This is a genomic window from Ligilactobacillus araffinosus DSM 20653, from assembly GCF_001435375.1.
GTDB classification, from domain to species: Bacteria; Bacillota; Bacilli; order Lactobacillales; family Lactobacillaceae; genus Ligilactobacillus; species Ligilactobacillus araffinosus.
In genome coordinates this window covers 331,106-355,098 of record NZ_AYYZ01000029.1, presented here as the reverse complement: position 1 = coordinate 355,098, position 23,993 = coordinate 331,106, and the positions used below count along the sequence as shown (strand labels likewise).

At 39.2% G+C, this 23,993-nt stretch carries 19 protein-coding genes and 1 tRNA gene; 1 reads left to right on the top strand and 19 read right to left on the bottom strand.

What is annotated here, in order from left to right; genetic code table 11:
• Positions 1-87: 87 nt before the first annotated feature.
• The 17 genes from era to FC64_RS06120 form a co-directional block, all read right to left on the bottom strand.
• Positions 88-999 (bottom strand): GTPase Era, encoded by a 912-nt coding sequence (era, locus tag FC64_RS06200; RefSeq protein ID WP_057907035.1) that lies wholly within the window; start codon positions 997-999, stop codon positions 88-90.
• An 18-nt stretch (positions 1,000-1,017) separates the two neighbouring features.
• Complete coding sequence (locus FC64_RS06195; RefSeq protein ID WP_057907034.1) at positions 1,018-1,413, bottom strand: diacylglycerol kinase family protein; 396 nt, start codon at positions 1,411-1,413, stop codon at positions 1,018-1,020.
• On the bottom strand, positions 1,397-1,873 hold the full coding sequence (gene ybeY / locus FC64_RS06190; RefSeq protein ID WP_057907033.1) for an rRNA maturation RNase YbeY: 477 nt from the start codon (positions 1,871-1,873) through the stop codon (positions 1,397-1,399). Before ybeY ends, FC64_RS06195 begins: the two co-directional genes overlap by 17 nt.
• Positions 1,873-2,892 carry a PhoH family protein gene (locus FC64_RS06185; RefSeq protein WP_057828056.1) on the bottom strand — a complete coding sequence of 340 codons (1,020 nt, stop codon included), beginning with the start codon at positions 2,890-2,892 and terminating at the stop codon, positions 1,873-1,875. The genes ybeY and FC64_RS06185 overlap by 1 nt, the downstream gene beginning before the upstream one ends.
• Positions 2,893-2,992: 100 nt before the next feature.
• Positions 2,993-4,018, bottom strand: coding sequence for a DUF6933 domain-containing protein (locus tag FC64_RS06180; protein WP_057907032.1), 1,026 nt, complete (start codon positions 4,016-4,018; stop codon positions 2,993-2,995).
• An 11-nt stretch (positions 4,019-4,029) separates the two neighbouring features.
• Positions 4,030-4,656, bottom strand: coding sequence for a DUF308 domain-containing protein (locus FC64_RS06175; RefSeq protein ID WP_057907031.1), 627 nt, complete (start codon positions 4,654-4,656; stop codon positions 4,030-4,032).
• Positions 4,657-4,725: 69 nt separating this feature from the next.
• Positions 4,726-5,268 carry a 5-formyltetrahydrofolate cyclo-ligase gene (locus tag FC64_RS06170; protein ID WP_057907030.1) on the bottom strand — a complete coding sequence of 181 codons (543 nt, stop codon included), beginning with the start codon at positions 5,266-5,268 and terminating at the stop codon, positions 4,726-4,728.
• A 12-nt stretch (positions 5,269-5,280) separates the two neighbouring features.
• On the bottom strand, positions 5,281-6,576 hold the full coding sequence (locus tag FC64_RS06165; protein WP_057907029.1) for an APC family permease: 1,296 nt from the start codon (positions 6,574-6,576) through the stop codon (positions 5,281-5,283).
• Between the two features lie 100 nt (positions 6,577-6,676).
• On the bottom strand, positions 6,677-7,963 hold the full coding sequence (locus FC64_RS06160) for a threonine/serine exporter family protein (protein ID WP_081035660.1): 1,287 nt from the start codon (positions 7,961-7,963) through the stop codon (positions 6,677-6,679).
• A gap of 146 nt (positions 7,964-8,109) precedes the next feature.
• Positions 8,110-8,201, bottom strand: a tRNA-Ser gene (locus FC64_RS06155).
• Between the two features lie 117 nt (positions 8,202-8,318).
• Positions 8,319-9,707 (bottom strand): amino acid permease, encoded by a 1,389-nt coding sequence (locus FC64_RS06150; RefSeq protein WP_057907027.1) that lies wholly within the window; start codon positions 9,705-9,707, stop codon positions 8,319-8,321.
• A 192-nt stretch (positions 9,708-9,899) separates the two neighbouring features.
• Positions 9,900-10,157, bottom strand: a complete 258-nt coding sequence (locus FC64_RS06145; protein WP_057907026.1) for a hypothetical protein — start codon at positions 10,155-10,157, stop codon at positions 9,900-9,902.
• 206 nt (positions 10,158-10,363) lie between these two features.
• Positions 10,364-11,800, bottom strand: coding sequence for a C69 family dipeptidase (locus FC64_RS06140; protein WP_057907025.1), 1,437 nt, complete (start codon positions 11,798-11,800; stop codon positions 10,364-10,366).
• Between the two features lie 134 nt (positions 11,801-11,934).
• The gene (locus FC64_RS06135) at positions 11,935-12,378 is read right to left on the bottom strand and encodes a GatB/YqeY domain-containing protein (protein ID WP_057907024.1); all 444 of its coding nucleotides are present in this window, start codon (positions 12,376-12,378) and stop codon (positions 11,935-11,937) included.
• A 34-nt stretch (positions 12,379-12,412) separates the two neighbouring features.
• Positions 12,413-12,598: a 30S ribosomal protein S21 gene (gene rpsU / locus FC64_RS06130; protein WP_003694124.1), complete on the bottom strand. Its 186-nt coding sequence runs from the start codon at positions 12,596-12,598 to the stop codon at positions 12,413-12,415.
• A 160-nt stretch (positions 12,599-12,758) separates the two neighbouring features.
• Positions 12,759-16,805: a helicase-exonuclease AddAB subunit AddA gene (addA, locus tag FC64_RS06125; protein ID WP_057907023.1), complete on the bottom strand. Its 4,047-nt coding sequence runs from the start codon at positions 16,803-16,805 to the stop codon at positions 12,759-12,761.
• A gap of 1 nt (position 16,806) precedes the next feature.
• Positions 16,807-20,712 carry a PD-(D/E)XK nuclease family protein gene (locus FC64_RS06120; RefSeq protein WP_057907022.1) on the bottom strand — a complete coding sequence of 1,302 codons (3,906 nt, stop codon included), beginning with the start codon at positions 20,710-20,712 and terminating at the stop codon, positions 16,807-16,809.
• A gap of 162 nt (positions 20,713-20,874) precedes the next feature.
• On the opposite strand from FC64_RS06120, the gene FC64_RS06115 reads away from it, so the two are divergent.
• Positions 20,875-21,684: a pyruvate, water dikinase regulatory protein gene (locus FC64_RS06115; RefSeq protein ID WP_057907021.1), complete on the top strand. Its 810-nt coding sequence runs from the start codon at positions 20,875-20,877 to the stop codon at positions 21,682-21,684.
• A 38-nt stretch (positions 21,685-21,722) separates the two neighbouring features.
• Here FC64_RS06115 and FC64_RS06110 read toward each other — a convergent pair whose 3' ends face one another.
• Entirely contained in the window at positions 21,723-21,980 is a 258-nt protein-coding gene (locus FC64_RS06110; RefSeq protein WP_202987277.1) for a hypothetical protein, read from the bottom strand.
• On the bottom strand, positions 21,970-23,805 hold the full coding sequence (gene lepA / locus FC64_RS06105) for a translation elongation factor 4 (RefSeq protein ID WP_057907019.1): 1,836 nt from the start codon (positions 23,803-23,805) through the stop codon (positions 21,970-21,972). The genes FC64_RS06110 and lepA overlap by 11 nt, the downstream gene beginning before the upstream one ends.
• Positions 23,806-23,993: the final 188 nt, after the last annotated feature.

Sequence of the window (23,993 nt, the reverse complement as noted above, 5' to 3'; positions counted from 1 at the left end):
GCCCTTTCTGTCTTTAATGATAGATACTACACATTATTAAAAGTAAAATCAAGTGTAAACAAAAAATCGTGCAACCGCACGATTTTTCTATAAGTCATAATCGTCTTGCTTATAACCAAACGCCGCAAGATCCGCTTTCCGATCCTTCCAGTTTGGTTGCACCTTGACCCATAATTCAAGATAAACCTTATCACCAAGCATCAATTCAATATCTTTTCGTGCTCGGATTCCAATTTCTTTCAGCATTTTACCGCCTTTACCAATAATAATTCCTTTTTGGCTTGGACGCTCAACAATGATGGTAGCTTGAACAAGAACCTTTTCATCGGTTTCGCGTTTAACGCGATCAACCACCACCGCAACTGAATGTGGCACTTCTTCCCGAGTTAGTTGTAAGACCTTTTCCCGAATCAATTCGCCAGCAATAAACCGTTCAGGGTGATCTGTAATTTGGTCATCTGGGTAATATTGCGGACCTTCAGGCAGATCAGTCACTAAATTATCGATCAATTCCGGTACATTATTTCCTTGGAGCGCTGAAATTGGATAAACTTCCTTATAGTCAAGGGTATCCTTATATTCAGCAATAATATCCAGCAGCTTATCGGGGTGAATCTTATCAATTTTATTGATCACTAAATAGATCGGCTTATGAACCTTTTTAAGCCGTTCAATAATAAAATCATCACCCTTACCCCGTTTTTGCGTTGCATTAACCATAAAAAGCACCGCATCAACTTCATTTAACGTTGAAAGAGCTGATTGAACCATAAAATCACCGAGTTGACTATGGGGTTTATGGATCCCAGGGGTATCAATAAAAACAATTTGAGCATCCTTCCGGGTGTAAATTCCTTGAATTTTATTTCGTGTTGTTTGAGCCTTGTCACTCATAATTGCAATTTTTTCACCGATTACGCGGTTTAAAAATGTTGATTTTCCAACATTTGGCCTTCCAATAATCGCAACAAATCCTGAGTGAAATTCTTGATTTTCCATTTTATCCCTCATCTTTAATTAAAATAAAGCAATGATGCGGGGAATAAAAATCAATCCCGCAACAATCACCGCAAAGGCCGCTGCAAGTAAAACCATTCCAGCAGCAATATCCTTTGCTTTTTTTGCAAAGTCGTTCGAATGAAGATGACTTGCTAAATCTGTTAAATTTTCAATGGCAGTGTTGGCCGCCTCGGCAATTAAAACGATTGCTGAAGCCGAAATCAACCACAACCACTCATTAATTGGCAAGTGAAAGATCAATCCTGCAATAACGACCAATGATAAGCAGATCAATTCAAATCGAAAATTTCGCTCCTCTTTAAAAAGCGTTATTAACCCATCACATGCATGTTTTAATGAGTGCGAAAATTTTCGATTTTTCCAACTTGTCGCGAATTTATCTTTGAAGTCCATAACCGTCCAAAATCTCGTCTTGTAAACTGAACATTTCTTTTTCGTCTTCAGCCTTCATGTGGTCGTATCCATTCAGGTGAAGGAAACCATGAACCGTTAAGAAGCCAAGTTCACGATCTTGTGAATGTCCAAGATATTCGGCTTGTTCAGTAACCTTTTCCATTGAGATCATCAAATCGCCTAAATTTTTCGGCATTTCAAATTCCATATCAGATGGCAAAATAATATCATCTTCATCGCCATCTTCTTCCATTGCAAAACTGATAACATCTGTCGGCTTATCAATTCCGCGATATTTTTTATTGATTTCATGAATATGCTGGTTATCCATTAATGTCACTGACATTTCGGTATTTTCAGGTAAACTCAAATAGTTTGCAGCATATTCAAGCACTCCACGGACAAGGTCTAATTGATGATCTGTCACGTGCTTGGTTTCATCAATAAGCTGTAGATCCATTAGTCTTCATCCTTATCATTTTCGTTTTCATCTAAAATTTTATCTGCGGCTAAATCGCCACCATCTTCGTAAGCTTTGATAATTTCAGATACAACTGGATGACGCACAACATCTGCTGCATCAAAGTGAACAAATCCAATATGCGGTAAGTTTTGTAATAACCGTTCGGCATCAACTAATCCGCTTTGTTGGTGTCCCCGTGGTAAATCGATTTGTGATTTATCACCATTAACAATCATCTTTGAACCAAAGCCTAAACGAGTTAAGAACATTTTCATCTGAGCCCGGGTTGCATTTTGGGCTTCATCCAAAATAACGAAGGCCTTTTCAAGGGTCCGCCCCCGCATGTATGCTAACGGCGCAATTTCAATTACCCCACGTTCGATCAACCGTTCAGTATGTTCAGCTCCCAAAATTGCGTACAATGCATCGTAGATTGGCCGTAGGTAAGGGTCAACCTTTTCTTTTAAATCACCCGGCAAGAATCCTAATGATTCACCCGCTTCAACGGCTGGCCGCGTTAAGATCAAGCGTTCAACTTCTTTTTTCTTTAACGCCGCAACCGCCATCACAACTGCCAGGAACGTTTTCCCCGTCCCAGCAGGTCCAATTCCAAAGGTCAAATCATTGTTTTTAATTGTTTGGATATATTGCCGCTGACTAAAGTTTTTGGCCCGAATCGGTCGTCCTGTCCGATCACGTAATAATGTTGTTGTATATAAATCAGAAAGATAACTTAAAGTCCCACGTTCCTGCATTTTAACTGCTGAAACAATATCGGCTTCGCTGATACTAATTCCGCTTTTCAAAAGTTCAATTAATTTTTCAATAATTTGAATTGTCGCCTTTACATCATCGGCTTGACCATCAATTTTAATGTTATCGCCAAACGGACGAATCTCGACATTTTTACTTTCTTCAATTAAATGAAGATAGCCATCATTAATCCCAAATAATGCTGGTTCTAAATTAGGTTCAGAAATATGATATTCTTCTTCAACCTTTTGCTCTGCTGTCAATCAATTGACCTCCTAGTAATATAATCGTTAAATTAAAATTTAACCGTCTTTACAGAAACATTATACAACTTTCTGACTTTTAACAATATTGTTTACTCTTTTACATCGAGTAAAAGGTCGTTTGCACGATCCTCTTAGTTTCGGCTAACTCGTGGTCAATGATTTGATGATCGTCAGCTGAAATTTGTCCACTTGCTTCCCAAAAAGCAGCCAACTCGCTAAGGGTTTCAAACGCCACCGGCTCATCTAGCGGATTTTGTCGTTGAGCTGGCATAAACTCGGCAAAGTATGCCGGTAAAATCGATAAATCGTGAATAAACGTTTGGTGTAAAATCGTTAGTAAAAACTGATTAAGGTAATCACGCGCATAACTCATCATTAACGCAATTTTCCGTTGACTATACGAAGCACCTTGAAGGTAACGCTTAAATCGGGCAAGCATAATTGAGTTGTTTTTCTCAACCGCAAGCCGAAAACTATTCATCTCATCTGGATCATTGCTGATTTTACCGTCCATTTCTTCCCATTGAGAATATGAATCCCAAGTTGGTTTAACTTTAACATTATCAAAATTTTCAGCCACATCCGCAGGAAATAAATATTTTGCCGTAATTTCAAATTTAAAAGCTGCCAACGGATTCCGGTAATCATTTAACTTGCTTGGAAAATCACGGCCAATTCTGACTGCAGCCATTACATTTTGCGGATCATTTGGTCGGTCCAATAAGTCCGCATTTTGAACCAACTTTTCTTTATAAATTTCCAGCAACCCGGCCGCTTTACTATGGTTACTCATTTGCATGATCGTTTTATGATCGATCTTAATGTCATTCAGATAAGCTTCAATTTTAATAAAACTAATATCCATTGATTCACAAACTGACATTAAAGTTAAACTAAAAGCTTCAAAAAAATCATCAAATGATTTAAATGGCCTTATTTGCGGAATAATCACTGCAAAATTTGTATAGTCATTCAAGGCAAGCATCCCTTGATGGTCGTCGATTTCATACGGCAAAATCGACCAATTTAAAATTTCAGTGTGATCATCGGTTTCAGTTAAATCCACTTCATGGGTCGGATTCTTAAACTGTGGAAGTGCCCTTTTTGTTGTATGAATAAGCATTCAATCAACTCCTAGTTTTTATTATTGACAACATCCGTTAAAACTTGACCGTCTTTTGCCGCATAAATTACTTGACTGCTATTTGGCTTCGTTAACTGTAACGTGTAGCCCTTTCCAAGCGGTTTGGTCAGTTGCTTTGAGGTGCTTAAAATTCCGCTCGTTAAATTATTATAGCCGCTTTGTTGCGCCTTTTGCGGATTAGCTAAAACATAGTCAATTGCTTTCACATCCTGATCCGTTGTTGGCGTGACCGTAAATGTCTTGCTTTGCTGATCAAACGTTACGGTTCCAACTTTCGCAAAGCTTTGCTGCAAATCTTTCAAAATTTGCTGTTGATCCCTATCCTCTTGGATTCCGTTATTAATCACTTGTAGGCCGTTTTCAACCATTCCACCTTTGGATGATGCTTCCGCCGATAACGTTGTCCGCATTGGATTTGAATTTGTCTTTGCTTTTTGATCTTCTTGGTGAAGATAATAGGCATTTAAACCACATCCGATACATACGATCAGACTTAGAATCAATAAAATGGTTGGTGCAAGCCACTTTCCATAACGATGAACTGAGTTAATCAAATAGAAAATTCCGAGAATAAAAATTATCCCGGCTAATAATGCAATTGCAAACCAAATTGCCACTCTTTTTCGTCCTTTCTCATAGGTTTAATACGTTAATTATGCCTTATCATCCGCAGAAGTTCAAACGATTTAGTGCAGAATTTGATCAATCGACATATCTGTTGGCTCAATTTGCCAATCAGCCCTTAACGTCACTTGTTCAGGCAACGCCAACGTTATAGTGTGGCCGTTAAATTTTTTCAAAAAGCGATCATAAAAACCGCCGCCGAATCCCACTCGCTGATGAGTGTCCAAAGCATATTTAATTCCGGGAACAATTAAGATATCGGGTTGATTGTTAACCTTTTCCTTTTTCCATTCAGGCTCCCAAATTCCAAAATCGCTCTTCTTAAAGTTTGTATCCGGACTGATTTCAATAAAATCCATTTGGTGATGCGGAAGAGTGATTGGGCAACAAACTTTCTTTTGATCTTTCAAAATTCGCTTGATCAGTTGATGCGTATCCAATTCAGGGAAATTACTAATTGTAATTCCTATCGACGTTGCATTTTGATACTCGTCAAGTTTCAAAAACTGCATAACTAATTTTTGCGTTTCGCTTTCCCGTTCACTTTTCGGCTTGACCGTTAATTGATGTAACACATTTTTTCGAATTTCTGCTTTACTTTCCAAAACCTTGATCCTTTATTTTAGCTTTTTAGTAATCAACTTATCCATGAAGTACAATGCAACCCCGCAAATCAATGCGATCATTCCAAAAAGAATTACCTTCAATTGGAGGTTCACTAAAATGTAAACACATACCATCAATGAAAGCACTGGAACTAAAATTCCCCCTCGTAAATTAAAGGCGCCTTGTGGCAATTTTTCATGATGCCGTTGCCGCCGCCACTGCTTAACAAGCATTACCAGTGAAGTTGAAAAGTACTGAACAAGCGAGATGATAATTGTACATGGAACTAAGAAAAGGTAGCCCCCGCTTAAAATCAATAACGCACACAATCCAGCAGTAATGATGATTGCAACGTATGGGGCACCACTTTTCGATTTTTTACCAAAAAATTGTGGTAATAATTGATGTTCATTTGCAAGGGATGATGCAACGTATGGCGTACTATATGATAGTGAAATCGCAACCCCTAAAACTGATCCAACCGTTCCAACTGTAATAATGACTTTTCCAAGATTACCAAAGTGTTTTGCAAATGCAATTGCAAGCGGCAAATTGCTGTGCGCAATCGAAGGTCCAACCGTCCCAATTGCAACAACAACCGTTGCGATATACAGCAACGTTACCGAAATAATTACGGCCAGTAACTCCCGCGGTAGATTCTTCCGCGGATTCCGCATTTGAGCAGCTGCAACCGGCAAAAAAGCAAACCCGGTAAACATGTAAAACGCATTACTAAAAGCATTATTTACAGAATGAAAACTGTAATGGGCATTTGAAACAAAGTTAATGCGGTGAATAAACCAGATTCCAGCTAAAACAAAAATCAGCAAAACGCCAATTTTCAGGAACGTTGCGATGTTATCGGCAATGCTTGAAACGCGATCACCCATCAGACCGATGATTGCAATTATGAGAACAATTGCAATTCCTGAAATGTCATAAACCAACTTATCTGAAAGTTGCGGAATAAATAATTTTAATGAAGTTAGAAAGGCGGCAATTTCAGTTGTGATCGTAATTACCCCCTGAAACCATGTAAAAAAGCCGACTTCAAATCCGGCAAACCGGCCGAATTCCTTATATGCGTATAGCCATGCAGCCCCATTTTGTTTCGTTTCACTTGATAATGCAGCATAGCACAACGCTAGCAATAATGCTGATACTCCTGAAACAAGTAAAATTCCAATTAAACTGTTTCCCGCCTTGGAATACAAACTGCCGGGTAAAAGAAAAATTGCTGACCCGACCATTCCATCAACGCCAAGTAAAAATGCTGAAAATGGACTGATTTTTTTATCCTTTGCCATTTAAATTCCTCCCCTGGAAATTGTTTTAAATCTAAATTTATTTTACCATTTTAGCCGCTGAATTCAGTTTAAAAATTACCAACTCCCATATTCATTGCGTCTAATTGGTATACCGCCACTTTGAGTCCGTCAGTAATCGAGCAAGCATTAGTCCTAGCGGCAAGAACATCGCGATCAAGCATGCCTTAACTAACCAATTAGCGCCATCTTGCAACGTTAAGTTTCCAATTTCATATACTGCACGATAGAAGTAAAGCCCTGGAACCATGATAACAATCGATGGAACCGTAATTGCAATTCGCGGATAACCACTCCATTTTTGAACTAATGAAGCCAAAATCCCTGCAGTAAAAGCACCAAAGAAAGCCGCTGCCCCAGCTGGAATGGCAGTTAAATCAACTAATTCAAGCCTTAAAGTGTTTGCAATGGCGCCGACCATGCCGGCAATTACCGCCATTCGCGGCGTACTGTTGAACATCATTGAAAAACCATATACCCCAACCAAACTGGCCGGTAACCGCAAAAGCATCAATTCAAGCGGTGTAAGATGCAATGCAATAAAACTTTCCGGTTTTAGATGAACAAGTAATGCAACTAACCAACCAACAAGCGTCGCAACGACAATGATCGTTAATGCATATGCCAGCCGTTCAAGACCTGAACGCATATCAGTTTTTGCAATGTCCAATCCGCTTGTAATAAACGGGAATCCTGGAATTACAAAAAGCATCGCTCCAATATATCCCGCTTCATGGCCAGAAGCAACTTGAAAAATCATTTTTAAAACAGCAAAGATCATCGCATATGACAAACATGAAACAGCCACACTGGCCGCAACGCCCGCTAACGCTGTAATGTGTTTGGTCTCCATAATCTTCCGCACATAGCTTCCAAGAGATGCCGCAATCAAGCAACAAAACATTTCAATTAATCCGCCGCCAAGTAAAAATACAAAGGCGCTGCAAGCAAATCCCGCAGCAAGCGCAATGTTTGAGTAGTTATTTGATTTTTGCTTGATTTCATCTAACACTTGATTAACTTGCTTAGTTGTTAAGAAATGACCATCCGCCTGAAAAGCGGCTACAAAGTTTTCCAATTCACTTAACTGAATCATGTTGATTCCAGCTGCCGGCAAAGATAACGCTTGAGTCGTACTATGGCCATTTTCATAACAGGTAAACTCGATTGAAACCAATCCGATATCAGCTGAACACCGTACACCCATTACCCGGGCCATTGAATTCATTGATTCGCGTACCCGCCATGCTCCGGTTCCGCAAGCAAGCATCATAATGCCAACCCGTCCAATAATCGCGGTTTTGGTTTGTAAATCAGCATGCAGAATATTCTGATCCTCATCTTCAAAATCATGCCATGGAATATTCATGTGATGCTGTTCAATTTGTCCGTCCAATATAATAAACTCCCTTAAAATATTTAATTAATTCAATTATATCACGGGCCTAAAATCTTAATGGCTAAATTTGAGTACAAAAAAAAACGTCTCATTTCTGAGACGTCTCCATTTTACTAAGGAGGATGGGAGATTCGAACTCCCGCGCCGAGTTGCCCCGACCTGACGGTTTTCAAGACCGTTCCCTTCAGCCAGACTTGGGTAATCCTCCATGTCTTTCAAACGACAATACTAAGTTTATTAAATCCGATTCGGTTTGTCAACAGCTTTTTTCAAAATTTTTACGGCAAAACAAAAAGACCGCCCTTCAGCAGTCTTTTCTTAAATTTTATTTATTTGGATTCTTTAATCCGTGACGGCAAATGTAAACAACCGTCAAAACAATCAACAGCACTGCTCCCACAGATACTGAAATCCGTGTGTCCGGATTAATAAACATAAAGATTACAATAATCAACATTGAAATCAATGCAAGATAATTTGAAAGTGGATATAACGGTAACTTGAACGGATGGTCCTTCATAATATCTGGACTATTCTTTCTAAAACGCAATTCAGCAAGTAAAATTACTAACCACGGAACCATTCCGGGAAGAACACTTGAACTAAAGATAATTACAAAAAGATTTGCAGTTGACTTGTTCAAGGCTGCCATGATTGTGTTTAACACGAATCCGAGCAAAATTCCGCCTGAAATTGCTAAAATTGCAAGGTTTGGCACTTTCCGCTTTGATAATTTGCCTAATACTTTTGGCGCATCACCTTCATGGGCTAATTTAAATAACATCCGGCTTGAACTATAAATTCCGGAGTTCGCCCCTGACATTGCGGCTGTTAATACAACGAAGTTAATGATTCCAGCCGCACTAGTAATCCCAATCTTAGCAAAAGTTTCAACGAATGGTGATCCAATTGAACCCAGCTTATTCCACGGATAAATCGTAACGATTACAAAAATTGCGCCAACATAGAAAATCAAAATCCGCCAAATAACCGATTTAACTGACTTAACAATTGCCTTTTGCGGTTCTTTGGCTTCACCAGCTGAAATTCCCAGCAATTCGATTCCTTGGTACGAACCAACAACGATTGCAAGGGCAAACATAAATCCTTTAAATCCACCCGTAAAGAAACCGCCATTACTCCATAAGTTATGGAACCCAATCGGAATTCCGTGATGGCCAATTCCAAAGACAATAATCAAAAGGCCAAGAATAATCATTAAAATAATGGTTACAACCTTAATCATTGAGAAATAAAATTCCAATGTTCCGTATGTTTTAGCTGAAACCAAATTGGCTAAAGTAAGGAAAGCAATTACAACTAATCCGGCAATCCAGTCCGGTAAATGCGGCCACCAGTAATTCAAGTATTCCGTCGCCGCAACTACTTCACTCATTCCAACAATGATATACTCAATGACATTTGACCACTCTGCCAAATAACCAGCAAGCGGATGAACATATTCCGTTGCAAAACTTGCAAATGATCCTGTCCCCGGATTTACGTATAACATTTCTCCTAAGGCACGCATGATAACGTATAATAATACCCCCACCAAGGCATAGGCTAAAATAACTGACGGTCCTGTCCACTTGATCGTTGAAGTTGAACCCATAAACAATCCAACCCCAATGGCCCCGCCTAATGAAATCATTTCAAGTTGGCCAGCAGACATGGAACGTTTTAACTTAATGTTTTTATCCTTTAACTCCATTTGGCTACTCCTTACCTTATAAAAACTAATAATTATAGTATACCGTATAACTTAAATTAAAACAGCATTTATTTTTCATTAGTTTTTTCATTATGATCTCATTTAATTCTTAAATTAATCGTTTATATCAATTCAAATAAATTTAGCTAATAAAAAAGTTGATTGAAAAATAAATTTTCAATCAACTTTATTTTATGCCTGATCCCACATATGACGTAACCGTAAACCTGCTTCATTTATCTTTCCCGATGAATCAGTTGCATTTGCAGTCTCATACGTAAATCGATTCCACAATTCCTGATATTCCTCTTCTGAATCGCTCCGCCATACTTGATGTTTCCCATCATGTTCCGCTAATTTTAATTTAAGAACACTATATATCCCCGGATATTGTTTTTTTAAAAATTCAAGGTCATTATTATTGAATACCAAACATCTTAATTCTGACATCTTAATCCTCCAAGCTTAAAACCATTGATAAAAAAATCCGCTTCATTACAGAAACGAAGAATTATCAAAGTTTTTATATTTTTACTTATAGTAAAAGCATTATCTATCACCTGTTCTTATGATAAAAGGATTTGAATTTAAGTTCAAATAATATGCATTAAAAAAGCAAGACTCAATAATTGAGCCTTGCTATTCAGTTAATTAAATTACAAATTCTTATCCATATCAAAGGTTAACTTTGAAAGTTCAATTCCTTTCATAATCAACTTATTCATGTGATCTTTTGTCATTGTCTTCATCTTCGCAACCATTTCGTAGTTCTTTTGAGTCAAGAATTCAGTTAATTCTTCACCGTGTAACTTAGCTGCTTCTTGGTCAAATTGCCATAACATCCGCCGTTGAACCCGTCGGCATTCTTTCAAGTAGTCACGGTTATCTTGAACAAACTTGCTGTAATGGCTTTCAACCAACATTGACATATGACGGTACATCCAGTAAGCAGAATCTGAATCAACATCCATTTCCATTGGTGTTTCTGAGAAACTTGGATCTGTATCATTTGCATTTGTATAGAATGGAATGTATGGTGCAAATTCTGGGAATCCAATACATAACCACATTACTGCTTGTTGTTCTTCGGGAACATCATTCCGTAATTGAAGAACATGTGAGTTTTGCGTCCGGTTCAAACCGATTGGACGGTAACGATACATATCAGCTTCCGTTGAATCCTTGCTGTATGGATCGTATGGGGTTTCATTGTAGTGTGAACCGAGGTATTGTTCAATGTCATCCGGCGTAAATTTGTGGTTTGTCCGCATAATAAATGGTAATTCACCTGATTCAGGATCTTCTTCAATTTCAGGATTGAATAAGTGATGGCCATACCAAACCCGTGGGGTGTTGTAGTGGCGATCTTTTTCGTCAAATGAACCAAAGATATGACGGAAGTTCCAACCTTCTTTATCAGGGTTCAAATGGTGTTCTTCAACGAATTCTTGAATTCCATCAGCCCATTGGAAGTTTTCGGTGTCATCAAAGTCAACTTGTTGGATTGCAACTTCATTAGCAACAACGGCGTAGGCATCATCTGGAATTCGTTGGGCCAACCATAAGTGACCTGTAACGATTTCCATGTACCATGCTTCGTTCTTATCAGCAAATAAAACTGAGTTTCCAGCTGGTGAACCATACTTGCTAATGATCTTGCCTAAGAATTGAACCGCTTGACGTGCTGATTCAATGAATGGAAGCGTAACATTTACGATACAGTCTTCATCTAACCCATCCTTAACAAGCGGATCAAATGCAAGGGCCCGTTCATTACCGTAAGTTGATTCAGTTGCTGACATTGCAACGTTCTTTTCGTTAATTCCGCTTTCTTCATAGTAACCGTGATTTTTGTAATCCACGTTTGGAACGGCATTGTAACGGTAACCATTTTCTGGCAATTCCATTTCAAAACCGTTTAACCATGATTTGATCTTCTTACCTTTTTCACCATGCCATGCTGGATGCATGTAAAAACGTTGCGGTGTCAATGGCAAGAATGTATCGTCATTTCGAGCGATCATTACTGAACCATCAGCACTTGCATCTTTACCTACAAGCATTGATGTACAAGCACGTTCGATTTGTTCCATAATAATGCCTCATTTCTATCTAAACTACCGCTATTTTAGCATATTCATCAAATTACATTCAATGTTTACCATCAAATCACAAAGATCATCAGCCAAATAAAAAAACTGTGGCGTTAAACCACAGTTCCTCCCTCTTAACTGAGCAATGACTTTACTGTTTCGTTGACTAACTTACCGTCAGCTTTGCCTTTTAACTTCGGCATTACAGCGCCCATTACTTTACCAAAATCAGCTTTGGATGTTGCGCCAACTTCATTAATTGTTTCTTGAACAATGTCCTTCACTTCATCTTCGCTTAATTGTTTTGGCAAGTAACTTTGAACAACTTCGATTTCCTTTTCAAGTTGCTTAACTGAGTCTTCCCGACCAGCATTCTTGAATTCCTCAAGGGAATCTTTCCGTTGTTTCAATTCACGGGACAAAACAGCAATTTCTTCTTCTGGAGATAAGTCATGACCAGCATTGATTTTTTCGTTAGCTACCGCTGCCTTCAGCATCCGGACAGTACTTAACTTATCCTTATCTTTTGCCTTCATTGCAGCAATCATGTCTTTTTGTAATGAATCAGCTAAACTCATCACAATTGCCTCCTTAAGCTAACCAAGCCTAAAATTAGAAACGACGCTTGTTTTTACGCTTACGTGCAGCTTCTGACTTCTTTTTACGCTTTACACTTGGCTTTTCATAGAATTCACGTTTGCGATATTCTTGCAAAGTACCTGTTTTTGAAACGGAACGTTTGAAGCGACGAAGAGCGTCATCAAGAGATTCGTTTTTACGAACGACTGTTTTTGACATAGTGTTTCCCTCCCTCCGAGCTTTAAAGTAACCGTCTTAATCCGTACTTAAGTACTTCATGTTAACAGTTCGCATTCATTATACAATAATTTATTAAAGACTATCAAGATGATAATGCAATTTTTTATTGAAATATATTACATGAAACTTTTTCATCGAATTATAGATTGATCTGCTTCCGCTTATTAACAGAATATAAAATGCAATGACGAACCTCTTTCCCCGTAATTTGCTGCAAAGCGATTGCATACAAATTGATTTGCCCCTGGTATTCCTTTTCGATCTGATTAAGGGACGCGTGATCAGTCTTATAATCGAATAAATAGACTTCACCCGTTTTCTGATCTTCAAAATATCCATCAATGATTCCATGAATTAAAACCGGTTTATTCGTTTTTTCACTAATCGATGGCAACATTTCTGCTGGTAAAAGCATTGCAAACGGGACTTCGCGTTTAACTTGCTGCGCATTTGCACAAGCCTTTTTTCCTACTTCGGTTTGATAAAATGCTAAAATTCCAGCAATGTCGATTTTAGCGGCCACTTCTTTAGTAATTGATCCTTCAAGAACTAATTGATCAATCAACTGGTAAATCGTTACCGTTGAAATCGACTGGGTCAGATCTAGCTTTTGGAAAATCAAGTGAGTTGCCGTCCCAATTTTTGCGGATGAAGCAATGACTTCCGTTGTCATAAAGTTCGGTTGCCGAAACGCATGAATCTTAGGGGTGACCGTTGGCGTTTCATCAACCACGTTCAATTCAACTTGAGCTGAATTCTCGGAATTTTCCGCTTGTAATTGGTCCATTAAATTATTATCTGGATCATCGAAAAGTCGCTTAATATCCGTTACGGCTTGATATGCCGATTCACGGGTCAATTCAAGATGCGGATATTGAAAATCTAAAATCGACTGAATTGTCGGGTCCATCGGCTGACTGATCGCATCGCGTAAAATTGATTGGTCGTCCTTAGATGCCTCGTTTTCAAAAGTTTGATTGCGTAAAGCGGCAACTGCATCTTTGCTCCACAGTTCAACTTCAAAGTTCAGTGCATTTTCACGAATTGCTTGTGGTATCCGCTCGACATTAAAGTACTTTTTCCAGTCCGTAAATTGATCCGCTGCGCGATGCGGCGTAACTTGTTGCTGATCATCGAGTGTGATCCAGGTTGTATGATCAGCGAGGTTTGGCATCCGTCCAAGCGCCATTCCGATCCAGTCCATAAAGTTTATTTTATTGAACCGTTGATTTTCCGGCAGAAGAATATCTTCATTTTCAATTTGCCCCCAAGTCGTTGCCCATTTGTCAATGTCAGCATATGTTCCGACTAGATAAATTCGTTGTTCGGCTCGAGTCAAAGCAACGTAAAGTTTCCGCATTTCTTCAGCTAAGGCCTTGCGCTTGATTCGTTCCTTGATTGCAATGCTGATTGGTGTGGTTTCTTGAATCTCGATCGCATCATCTTCATTGAGTTCAACATCGTGATCACGTTTTAAAGTCTGCTTTGAAGATTCAACGATATCTAATCCAATTCCAAATTGATCATCCAAAACGTATTTATGATTCAAATCTTGCATGTTGAATCGTTTACTTAAATCCGTCACAAAGACAACCGGATATTCCAGCCCTTTACTTTTATGAATCGTCATGAATTTAACAGTATCTTCATTGACCTGCATTTTCATTTCTGGAAGATCCCGTTGTTGCTGATCCATCCGTTCAACAAACCGAATAAATTGGAATAATCCCTTAAAACTCGTCTTTTCATATGCCGTTGCCCGTTGATACAAAGCGTGCAGATTGGCTTGCCTTTGTGCTCCGCCGGGTAAGCCACCAACATAGTCCAAAAAGCCAGTTGTTGTGTAAATGTTCCAGATCAACGCCGCAATTTCACTTCGTTTGGCTTGTACCCGGAACGTTGACAAATCTTGGTTAAACTGCTGAACCTTCACATTTAAGGCTTGCCGGCGGGTTTCATCCCATACCTTCAGTTTTTCCGGATGATCAATCATTTGGGTTGAATAATCAGTGAGTGCGCTGTAAAAATCGCCATGCAGATGATTGATCCGTAAATATGCCAATTCATCTTCATCAAACTGGTACATTGGTGAACGCAAAACCGCAACCAGTGGAATATCCTGATGCGGATTATCGATGATCTTCAAATATGAAATCATAATTTGAATTTCGGTCGTCTTAAAGTAATTATTAGTTTCATCAACATCCGTTGGAATCCCTAGCCGCTTAAATTCTTCATTAACCAGTAAGCTATCCTGATGTGATGACGATAAAATCGCAATATCGGAATACTGCAATGGACGCATTTGCCCTTGATCACGATCAAAAATCTGTGTTTGATCATCCATTAATTTCTTGATCTCATTTGCAATCATCACGAATTGGGCTTGCGTTTGACTATCCAATTCAAAAGCAGGCGCGCTTTCCGAATCGCTGTTAGTCTTCGAATCTTGCAAATAAATCAATGCCTTCGCTGGAATATTGTTAACCAGTTGTTCTTTCTTGTATGCCGGATTTTCCGCCTTCAAAAAGGCTTGCTGATCATAATCGATTTCGCCTAGATTTTGATCCATAATCTGCATAAAGATCAGATTCGTCAAATCCGCAATGTTTTTGATCGACCGAAAGTTTTCTTGCAAAACGATCAATTCACCATTTGAAAAGTCATTTGACATATCTTCGGTTTGGAAAGTTTGATACTTATGCATAAATAAACTCGGATCGGCTTGCCGGAAGCGATAAATTGACTGTTTAACATCCCCTACCATAAACAAATTATGGTTGGCAATGGCTTGAACGATTGCTTCTTGAACCCCATTTGTATCCTGATATTCATCAAGCATTATTTCGGTGTAATGCTGCTGTAATTCTTCACGGATTTTTTGCTGAACATCATCATTACCGTGCAAAATTTTAAGCGTTAAGTATTCCAAATCACTGAATTCCAAAGCATGACGCTGCAACTTGACCTGCAAATAACGTTGGCGAAACTTTTGAACAAGGCCAACTATAAGTTCAACGACTCCTTGGGCGCGCTTCAAAATTTCCTTTAACTGTGAATCTGAGTAAAATAGCTCTGCATCCAATAGTCCTTTAACGCCTTGATTAGCAGCATTCTTAAATTGCTTAATTGCATCGATTTGGTTCAATAAATCATCATCAGCTGCAAAATCACGGTTTTTGGCATACACTTTGGCCTTAAATTCCAATTGCTTGACTTGCTTGCGTAAATCATCCCATGAAAGTGTTTCATGTTCGATTTGCTCAAGCATGCTTTGAATCTGTTCCAAAATTTGATCAATTGAAGCTAAATCTTCATCCGTTTTAACCGTCAATTTTTTCAATGATTTTTCTTTCATGTTATAAAATTCCTGCATTGCCGGAATCTGAATCGTTTGAAATGCTTTTCGGTATCGTTGCAGGTTATCTGCAATCGTTTGAAGCTTATTGACCACATCATCTTTCAAAATTTGTTTCCAAACCGGTGTTTTGGTAAATGTCTCTTCCGTGAATTCATAATTCTGCGGTGCAGTTGCCAACCACTGATCCGGGTTTTCATTTGCGCTCGCAAAATCATTTAACCGGTACACAACATCCGTTAAATCATCATCCCGGCGATCCTGAACAAAGACTTGTAAAAAATCATTGTACTTTTCAAGCAATTCTTGTTGATCATCCGGTAATGAAGATGCCTGATTCAAATCTTCATATGCTTGATAAAAATTTTCGCGAACTTCTTGCCAAACGTCCTCGCGTAACACATTCCGTTCCGATTCATCCGCAAGCACCCGGAAATTCGGGTCAAGATCAATTGCATAGTAATATTCTTTCAAAAACCGTAAGCAAAATGAGTCAATTGTACTAATATCAGCAACGTTAATCGCCGTTAATTGCTTTTGCAAGTGACTGATCAACTGCGGAGCTCCATGATTTTGAATCTGCTTTTGCAATTCCGCATTTAAGATTTTCGTCAACCGGTCTTTCATTTCCTTAGCTGCCGCATTCGTAAATGTCATGATCAGCATCCGCGAAATATTTGCATTTTCGTTTAGGATCTCATCTTTGATTCGTTCAACTAAAACCTTTGTTTTTCCTGAACCAGCCGAGGCAGATACTAAAATGTCATGCCCGCGGTGTTCAACTGCCTTAATTTGATTCGGGGTTGCATAATCTTTAAACTCTGCCATTTTAATCCTCCTCAACCTGTTTCTTAATTGATTGCCACAATTCACTTTCCGCTTCGATCCGCTGCCACAACTCATTCGTCGAGATGTTCGTCAGGCCATTAAGATCACGGTACTGATTTCCAATCATCGGGTCAAATGTCATGATTGGCAAGTAATCAGAGAAATCTAGTCCCGTTGAATTAGCAAGCTTATATGGCGCAAGGTCAATGACTCCGCTGAAAATATCATTTGTTGCCTGACTGATCTTATATAAATCCAGATCAAGCAATGCATTGAAGTGGTCCAAATCATACATTTTCTTTAAACTTGCCTTGCTTAATTTGCCACTCTTAAGAAGATTGAGTTTATAGTTATCAAGGTTTAATTCAACGTCCTGATTATCATAAATCGTTCCTAAAGCCTTCACGTAGTCTTCTGGATCTTCCTTTCCCCTTCGGAAAATACCGTCATAAACAAACTTCGAATCTGCATGACTGATAGCCTGCTTAGCTGACATAACCTTTTGATAATTTGTTTGCTTTTCCTGCGGGGTTCCTAAATGGAAGTAAACTGCACTTCCAAGTGAAATTTCGTGCTGATCAGCATCCGTGATCTGTGATTGAATCGCTTTATTTTGCTGGAGCATTTGCAATAACTGCGACTGGTTATCCCGTAAAACAGCAAGGTAGGTTAATAATTGCAACGAAATTCCACTGAACGATTTAACAAGGAATTTATCCAGTTTTGCATTAATGCTGCCTGACTTATAATCCGCAACGTTATAGTAAAGATGATGCTTTAAGTCTTCGATCACATCGATGCGATCAAGCCGTCCCTGCAAGCTCATTTGCGGAATTGGGGCTCGTTGAACATCAATCGCCTTAAATCTTTTGCCGGTCAAGACCGCATCATTACCAAAACCAAACGTTGCTTCCGTCTTCAGTGAAAAGACTTTTCGTTTCCGGTGTTGCCGGTAAATTGCCTGCGAAACCTTCCGGGTTGATTGAACTAACCGCCGTTGTAAATAACGATTCCGCGCAGTTTGCTTAAAGACATCGAATTCATCAAGCGCACTGATTTCACCCAATACTTGACCAAGCAATTGATCAAAATCATCAGACTTCAACGTTGATAAGGTTGCTCCATCCTGTTGCAAATGATCGATCAAGACTGCCATTACATCATGGAAGAAATCACCAACATTGGCACTTGTTGGTTCAAAAATTGTCCGTGGCTTCAATGCTAACCCGTACTTTAAGAAATATTCATATGGATTCTTAAAGTAGGTTTCAAGTCGGGAAATCGAACCAAAGATCTCATTGCCGTAAAGTTCTTTAACCAAGGACTCATCAAGCTTTTTATGTCCATTTTCATCAACCGGCGTTCCTGGCAAAACATCATTTGAGTAATTCAAACTGTTAAAGATTCGCAATACGCGTTGCGGATCTTGCTGTTTGACATAATTATAGATTGTCGACCATTCCGGTGATAATTGGACTTTTTGCCGCTGTAATTCTCGACTCAGTCGCAACAGCTCATTAATGGTCGTCATCGGCGTCCCAATATACTGAATGATTTCTGATCCATAATTAGGGGCAATCAAATCTAATTTAGTAACTGGAATATTGAGATCATCCTTAATTTTTTTAACATAACCCGATAATTTCAATTCTGCCCCATCAGAATCGTTGATTGGATATGAAAAATACAATTGCTCACTTGGACTCATGAATGCGATGTAATTTGTAAATGGTTCTTCGGCCATGCGCATTTCGCATGTTTCTGGCAAAAACTTATCATCATTTGCCGTAGAATTCCAAATGTCATTTAAAACGTTCCGATCATCTTCTGAAAGCAACTTTTGGTCGTCAACTTTTGCCGGCATCACATCATCGGTTGCGCCAATCACAAACGCAATTTTGCGATTCTGCATCTGAGCATTCCCGCTTTGCGAAAAAATCACCTGATCAAGCGTTGATGGAACTCGTTTATATGATGCGGTTTCAAATCCGCTTTGGAAGATATTAATAAACAGTTCACGATCAAAGGGTTCGTCACCAAGGGCCATAACGTATTCATCCATTAACTGACAAAAGACGTTCCAAACCTGTTCAGGCCGGGTAGGATCAACCGCATTGCCATGCAGCGTTGCATCCGTTGCCTGATGATTTTCGCTCAAAATCTGTTGAGCACCTTGCTGCCATTGCCGTAAAGTTTCTGATACTTCAGCTTTATCAAGCGTCCGATACAATACAATGGCAAAATCCCGCCCCGTTTTAACATGTTTTAAAGCTTGTTGATAACTTTCAAATAACTCTAGAACTTGTTTCCGTAACAAATTTGCATTCCGATTGATCGTCAATTGCCGTTCACGTTCAAGCAATTCTTCCGTTGTTTCCTTTTCATTCAATGGCAATTCTTGGACGATCCATTCTTTTTGCCAAGCAGACTTTGTTTGAATTCCATGCGCTAACAAATAATTTTCAACCACATCAAGCGTATTCCGATACGTTGCCGCCCTTCGAAGTTCAACTTCTTCAGCATCAGTTGGAATCAATGACTTACTATTCGAATGATCTTGCAACCATTGTTGCTCGCGTTTCCGCATTAATTCCAAGGTCCGGCCCTTAATAATTTGCTTTGGAATAAACAATTCCGTCTTCAAAAACCGCATGATCGACTGGTAATTAAATCCATGTTGTTGAACATCAAATAATGCAAGGATGAATTCAACTAATGGGTGCGAGGCCATCGTTTGGGTCAGGTCCGTAAACAGTGGAATTTGAAATTGTTCAAAAACCGGTTCGATCAAGTTCTGATATTTCGACGTATCAGGTGTTAAAACCAAAAAGTCGCGGTATTCGTATGGGTGATCCGTTTGCTGACTTTCAGCAACCATGCGCCGAATTTTACCGGCAACCCACTTCACTTCACTAATTCGGTCAACTGTTTGAGTAATTGAAATTTGCTGTTTTTCATCTTGAGAAAGCTCAACGTTTGATTGGGCACCGATTCGATGGTTGGTGATCCAATAATCTTCAAGCTTTTGCAGACTTGAATTTACTCGAGGAGTTAACGCCCACCGCACTTTGATATTCTTTGCCGGAACCAAATGCCGTAACCGCTGGTAAAGTTTGGCTGGACGGTAAAAAAGTTCATTGGGGCGTGGCAATTTTTTGGATGCCAGATCATCTAATGGCAAACTGATCATCACGTCATGCGCATTTTGCATTAAATGCTTTAAAATTTTGATTTCACGGGCATTAAACTGGTCAAAACCACTGATTAAAAAGTATTGATGACTCAAATCAAGTCGCTGCAATTCTTCAAATAAGAGGTCCATTAATTTGGCCGGATCAAGAAATTGGTCAAGCAGCTGCTGCCCATTGACCTTCGCGTTCAAAAATTCCCGATAAATAACCGCTAAATCACCTAACTTGTCTGCCAAATTTGATTGACGCTGCTTCACAGCGGCCTTTTGCATTTCAAATAAATCTTCCGGTTCAAACCCGCTTAACCGAAATTCAACAAGCTGGTCAGCTAATTTGGCAGCAAAACCCGCCTGATTTTGTTCACTGCTAAAAATCGTTAAATCTTGCTTTTGAATTTTATTCAATAGGTGCGTGACCAACATCGCCAAGCCTGTTTGACTTAAATTTTGGCGGTTTAATACCGATGAATTGCGCAAAAAGAACCATGCAAACCGGGTGAATGACAAAACTTGCACGTTCGCACTGGCAAAAAATTGTGTTTGCTTTTCCTTTCGCAAATAATTAAGGACGTTAACTTCTGATTCGAATTTGATATGTTCTGGAACTAAATAAAAGAATTGCGCACCCGGATCCGTTTGCAGCCACGCTGAAAGTTGCTGGTGCATTACCGCTTCATGATCCATCGATGCCTTACCCAAAACAAATTGAACTCCCATAAAATAAGCCCTTTCTATGTAAATCTTATCTAGATTATATCATTTCAACCAGCATAACACTTTTTAAAAATTCCCATATTAATTCCTTTGAATCTAGACAAACAACCCTAATAAACATTATAATACAAGTAAATAAAGCGCTTTTATGCAAGGAGGATTTTCATGGAGTCAAATGTTAAAATTTACGTCGTATCAGATTCAATTGGGGCAACAGCGCTCAGCCTTGCGCAAGCCGTTACCGTCCAATTCCCCAAAACTAAGTTTGAAATCAAACGGTTTCCGTTTATTACAACGGTCTCGATCTTACAAGGAATCTTAAATTCGGCTAAGCGTGATCATGCATTCATTATTCATACGTTCATTACGAAAGACTTAACGGAACATACAAATGAGTTTTGCGTCAAAAACGGTCTAAATCACTATGATGCTGTTGGTAATCTATTAACCGAACTTGAAAAGCAAACAAATGAAAAACCACTTCGCAAGCCCGGAATCAACCATGAAACAGATAAGGATTACTTCAAGAAAATCGAAGCAATCGAATTTGCCGTAAATTACGATGACGGTAAAGACCCATCTGGTTTCACGAAGGCTGACATCGTACTTTTAGGCGTTTCGCGGACTTCTAAGACGCCGCTTTCGCTTTACCTTGCAAACCTAGGATATAAGGTTGCTAACTTGCCATTAGTTCCACATACCAAAATTCCAGATGAACTTTTTAAAGTCGACAAGAATAAAATTTTTGGTTTAACAAATGACCCTGAGATTTTAAATGATATTCGTAAACAACGGATGATTGCTTATGGGCTTGATCCGAATACCCAATACTCAGATCTTGGAAACATCGAAAGCGAACTGAATGCCGCTAACGAACTTTACCGTAAATTAGGATGTCTTGTAATCAACGTTGCTCATAAATCGATTGAAGAAACTGCTACGTTGATCGTGGAAAGTTTGCCGAAACAAAAATAACAAAAACAGGTTGAAACTGATGTTTCAACCTGTTTTTGTTAAATCACATTTTTAAATAAGTACTCCACTGAAAATCCAAAAAGAAATTCAAGGATAATCACAACCGTTGTTACCCGTTGCAGTTTAATCCAGTATTCGGAATCCTTTTTAATTTTGACTAATCCGTAAATCACATAGATCACAAGCAGCCCTGTAACGATTCCAAATAATTTAACATTTAAAATACATAAAATGATTTGGATTACAACGGCAACGATCATTCCCATTTGAGCATTTCGAATTTGATTATTTTGCATCGCTTTCATCATCCGTCTTTAAAACTGCCATAAAGGCTTGTTGTGGTACTTCAACTTTTCCTAAAGCCTTCATTCGCTTCTTTCCTCGCTTCTGCTTATCAAGTAATTTTGCCCGCCGATCGGGATCCCCAGTATGAATTCGGGCAGTAACATCTTTCCGGTAGGCCTTAATATTGGTTCGCGCAATAATTTTGGCACCAATTGCGGCTTGAATCGGAATTTCAAAGTTTTGCCGTGGGATAATCTTCTTCAACTTTTCAACGATCGACCGTGCCCGTTTTTCAGCAAATTCCTTGTGAGAAATGAAACTTAAAGCATCAACCCTGTCCCCATTCAATAGAATATCGATTTTTGCTAATTCACTTGGCTGGGTCCCGTCTAATTCATAATCAAGCGAAGCATAACCACGCGTGCTTGACTTCAACTTATCAAAGAAATCAAAGATGATTTCGGCAAGCGGCATTTGATAAATAACATTTACCCGGTTGTCATCAAGGTATTCCATGGTGACGAATTGTCCCCGTTTACGTTGACAAAGTTCCATTACGGCCCCGACATAGTCATTTGGAACCATAATTTCCGCCCGGACATATGGTTCGTTAATCTGCTTGATCATCGTTGTTTCAGGCATTTCAGCTGGGTTCGTAACCGCTACGTGACTGCCATCAGTCAATTCAACATCATATGTTACTGATGGCGCCGTTGTGATCAGCTCCAGATTAAACTCGCGCTCAAGCCGTTCCTGAATGACGTCCATGTGAAGCAATCCTAAGAAACCGCATCGGAAACCAAACCCAAGAGCTTGCGATGTTTCGGGTTCAAATTCGAGGGCCGCATCATTGAGTTTTAATTTTTCAAGTGCTTCGCGTAAATCATTATATTTAGCGTTGTCGGTTGGATAAAGTCCAGAATAAACCATCGGGCTCATTTCACGGTAACCAGCTAGCGGTTCATCAGTTGGATTATCCGCGTTCGTCACAGTGTCCCCCACTCGAGTATCTTGAATATCCTTGATTGAAGCCGTGATATAACCAACGTCCCCGGCAATCAGCATATCACGCTTTAACGGTTTCGGTGAGTTCACCCCAACTTCGGTAACCTCATATTTTGCACCGCTATTCATCAATAAAATTTTGTCGCCTGGTTTAACCGTCCCTTCTTTAATCCGAACACTTAAAACTACTCCGCGATAATCATCGTAAACCGAATCAAAAATCAACGCTTTCAGCGGCTTTTCAAGATCGCCGTCTGGTGCCGGAATTTTATTAACAATATCTTCAAGAACTTTATCAACACCAAGACCTGTTTTGGCAGAAATCAAATCAGCATCTGAAGCATCTAAACCAATGTCATTTTCAATTTGTTCTTTGACCTTATCAGGTTGAGCTGAAGGCAAATCGATCTTATTAATGACTGGTAAAATTTCCAAGTCGTCATCAAGCGCTAAGTAAACGTTCGCTAACGTTTGGGCTTCAACCCCTTGCGTAGCATCAACAACTAACACCGCTCCTTCACAAGCAGCGAGTGATCGTGAAACTTCGTAAGAAAAATCAACGTGTCCGGGGGTATCAATCAGGTGAAAAATATACGTCTCCCCGTCCTTGGCCTTATAATGCAATTCAACTGCATTCAGCTTAATCGTAATCCCCCGTTCGCGTTCAAGATCCATTGTATCAAGTAATTGGTCCTGCATCTCACGTTTTGAAACCGTATCGGTCATTTCAAGGATTCGATCGGCAAGCGTTGATTTCCCGTGATCAATATGCGCAACAATTGAAAAGTTGCGAATATGCCGCTGACGCTCTTTCATTTTTTCCAAATCCATTCGTGCGTCCTCACTTTCGTCCAATAATGTCTAATCTTTATTATATCAATATCTGGTACGATACAAAAGTGAATTTAAAATAACTTTGAACTAATTATTGAGAAATAACCAAAAGAGGTTGTGACGTAAAGTCGCAACCTCTTTGTTATATCCGCAAATGAGTTTCGACACGAAACTAGTGAAGTTTG

Bases quoted from the DNA above. Each gene is read 5' to 3' on its own strand.
- era (WP_057907035.1), bottom strand. From the start codon at position 999: ATGGAAAATCAAGAATTTCACTCAGGATTTGTTGCGATTATTGGAAGG.
- FC64_RS06195 (WP_057907034.1), bottom strand. From the start codon at position 1,413: ATGGACTTCAAAGATAAATTCGCGACAAGTTGGAAAAATCGAAAATTT.
- ybeY (WP_057907033.1), bottom strand. From the start codon at position 1,873: ATGGATCTACAGCTTATTGATGAAACCAAGCACGTGACAGATCATCAA.
- FC64_RS06180 (WP_057907032.1), bottom strand. From the start codon at position 4,018: ATGCTTATTCATACAACAAAAAGGGCACTTCCACAGTTTAAGAATCCG.
- FC64_RS06165 (WP_057907029.1), bottom strand. From the start codon at position 6,576: ATGGCAAAGGATAAAAAAATCAGTCCATTTTCAGCATTTTTACTTGGC.
- FC64_RS06160 (WP_081035660.1), bottom strand. From the start codon at position 7,963: ATGAATATTCCATGGCATGATTTTGAAGATGAGGATCAGAATATTCTG.
- FC64_RS06150 (WP_057907027.1), bottom strand. From the start codon at position 9,707: ATGGAGTTAAAGGATAAAAACATTAAGTTAAAACGTTCCATGTCTGCT.
- FC64_RS06145 (WP_057907026.1), bottom strand. From the start codon at position 10,157: ATGTCAGAATTAAGATGTTTGGTATTCAATAATAATGACCTTGAATTT.
- FC64_RS06140 (WP_057907025.1), bottom strand. From the start codon at position 11,800: ATGGAACAAATCGAACGTGCTTGTACATCAATGCTTGTAGGTAAAGAT.
- FC64_RS06135 (WP_057907024.1), bottom strand. From the start codon at position 12,378: ATGAGTTTAGCTGATTCATTACAAAAAGACATGATTGCTGCAATGAAG.
- rpsU (WP_003694124.1), bottom strand. From the start codon at position 12,598: ATGTCAAAAACAGTCGTTCGTAAAAACGAATCTCTTGATGACGCTCTT.
- addA (WP_057907023.1), bottom strand. From the start codon at position 16,805: ATGGCAGAGTTTAAAGATTATGCAACCCCGAATCAAATTAAGGCAGTT.
- FC64_RS06120 (WP_057907022.1), bottom strand. From the start codon at position 20,712: ATGGGAGTTCAATTTGTTTTGGGTAAGGCATCGATGGATCATGAAGCG.
- FC64_RS06115 (WP_057907021.1), top strand. From the start codon at position 20,875: ATGGAGTCAAATGTTAAAATTTACGTCGTATCAGATTCAATTGGGGCA.
- FC64_RS06110 (WP_202987277.1), bottom strand. From the start codon at position 21,980: ATGCAAAATAATCAAATTCGAAATGCTCAAATGGGAATGATCGTTGCC.
- lepA (WP_057907019.1), bottom strand. From the start codon at position 23,805: ATGGATTTGGAAAAAATGAAAGAGCGTCAGCGGCATATTCGCAACTTT.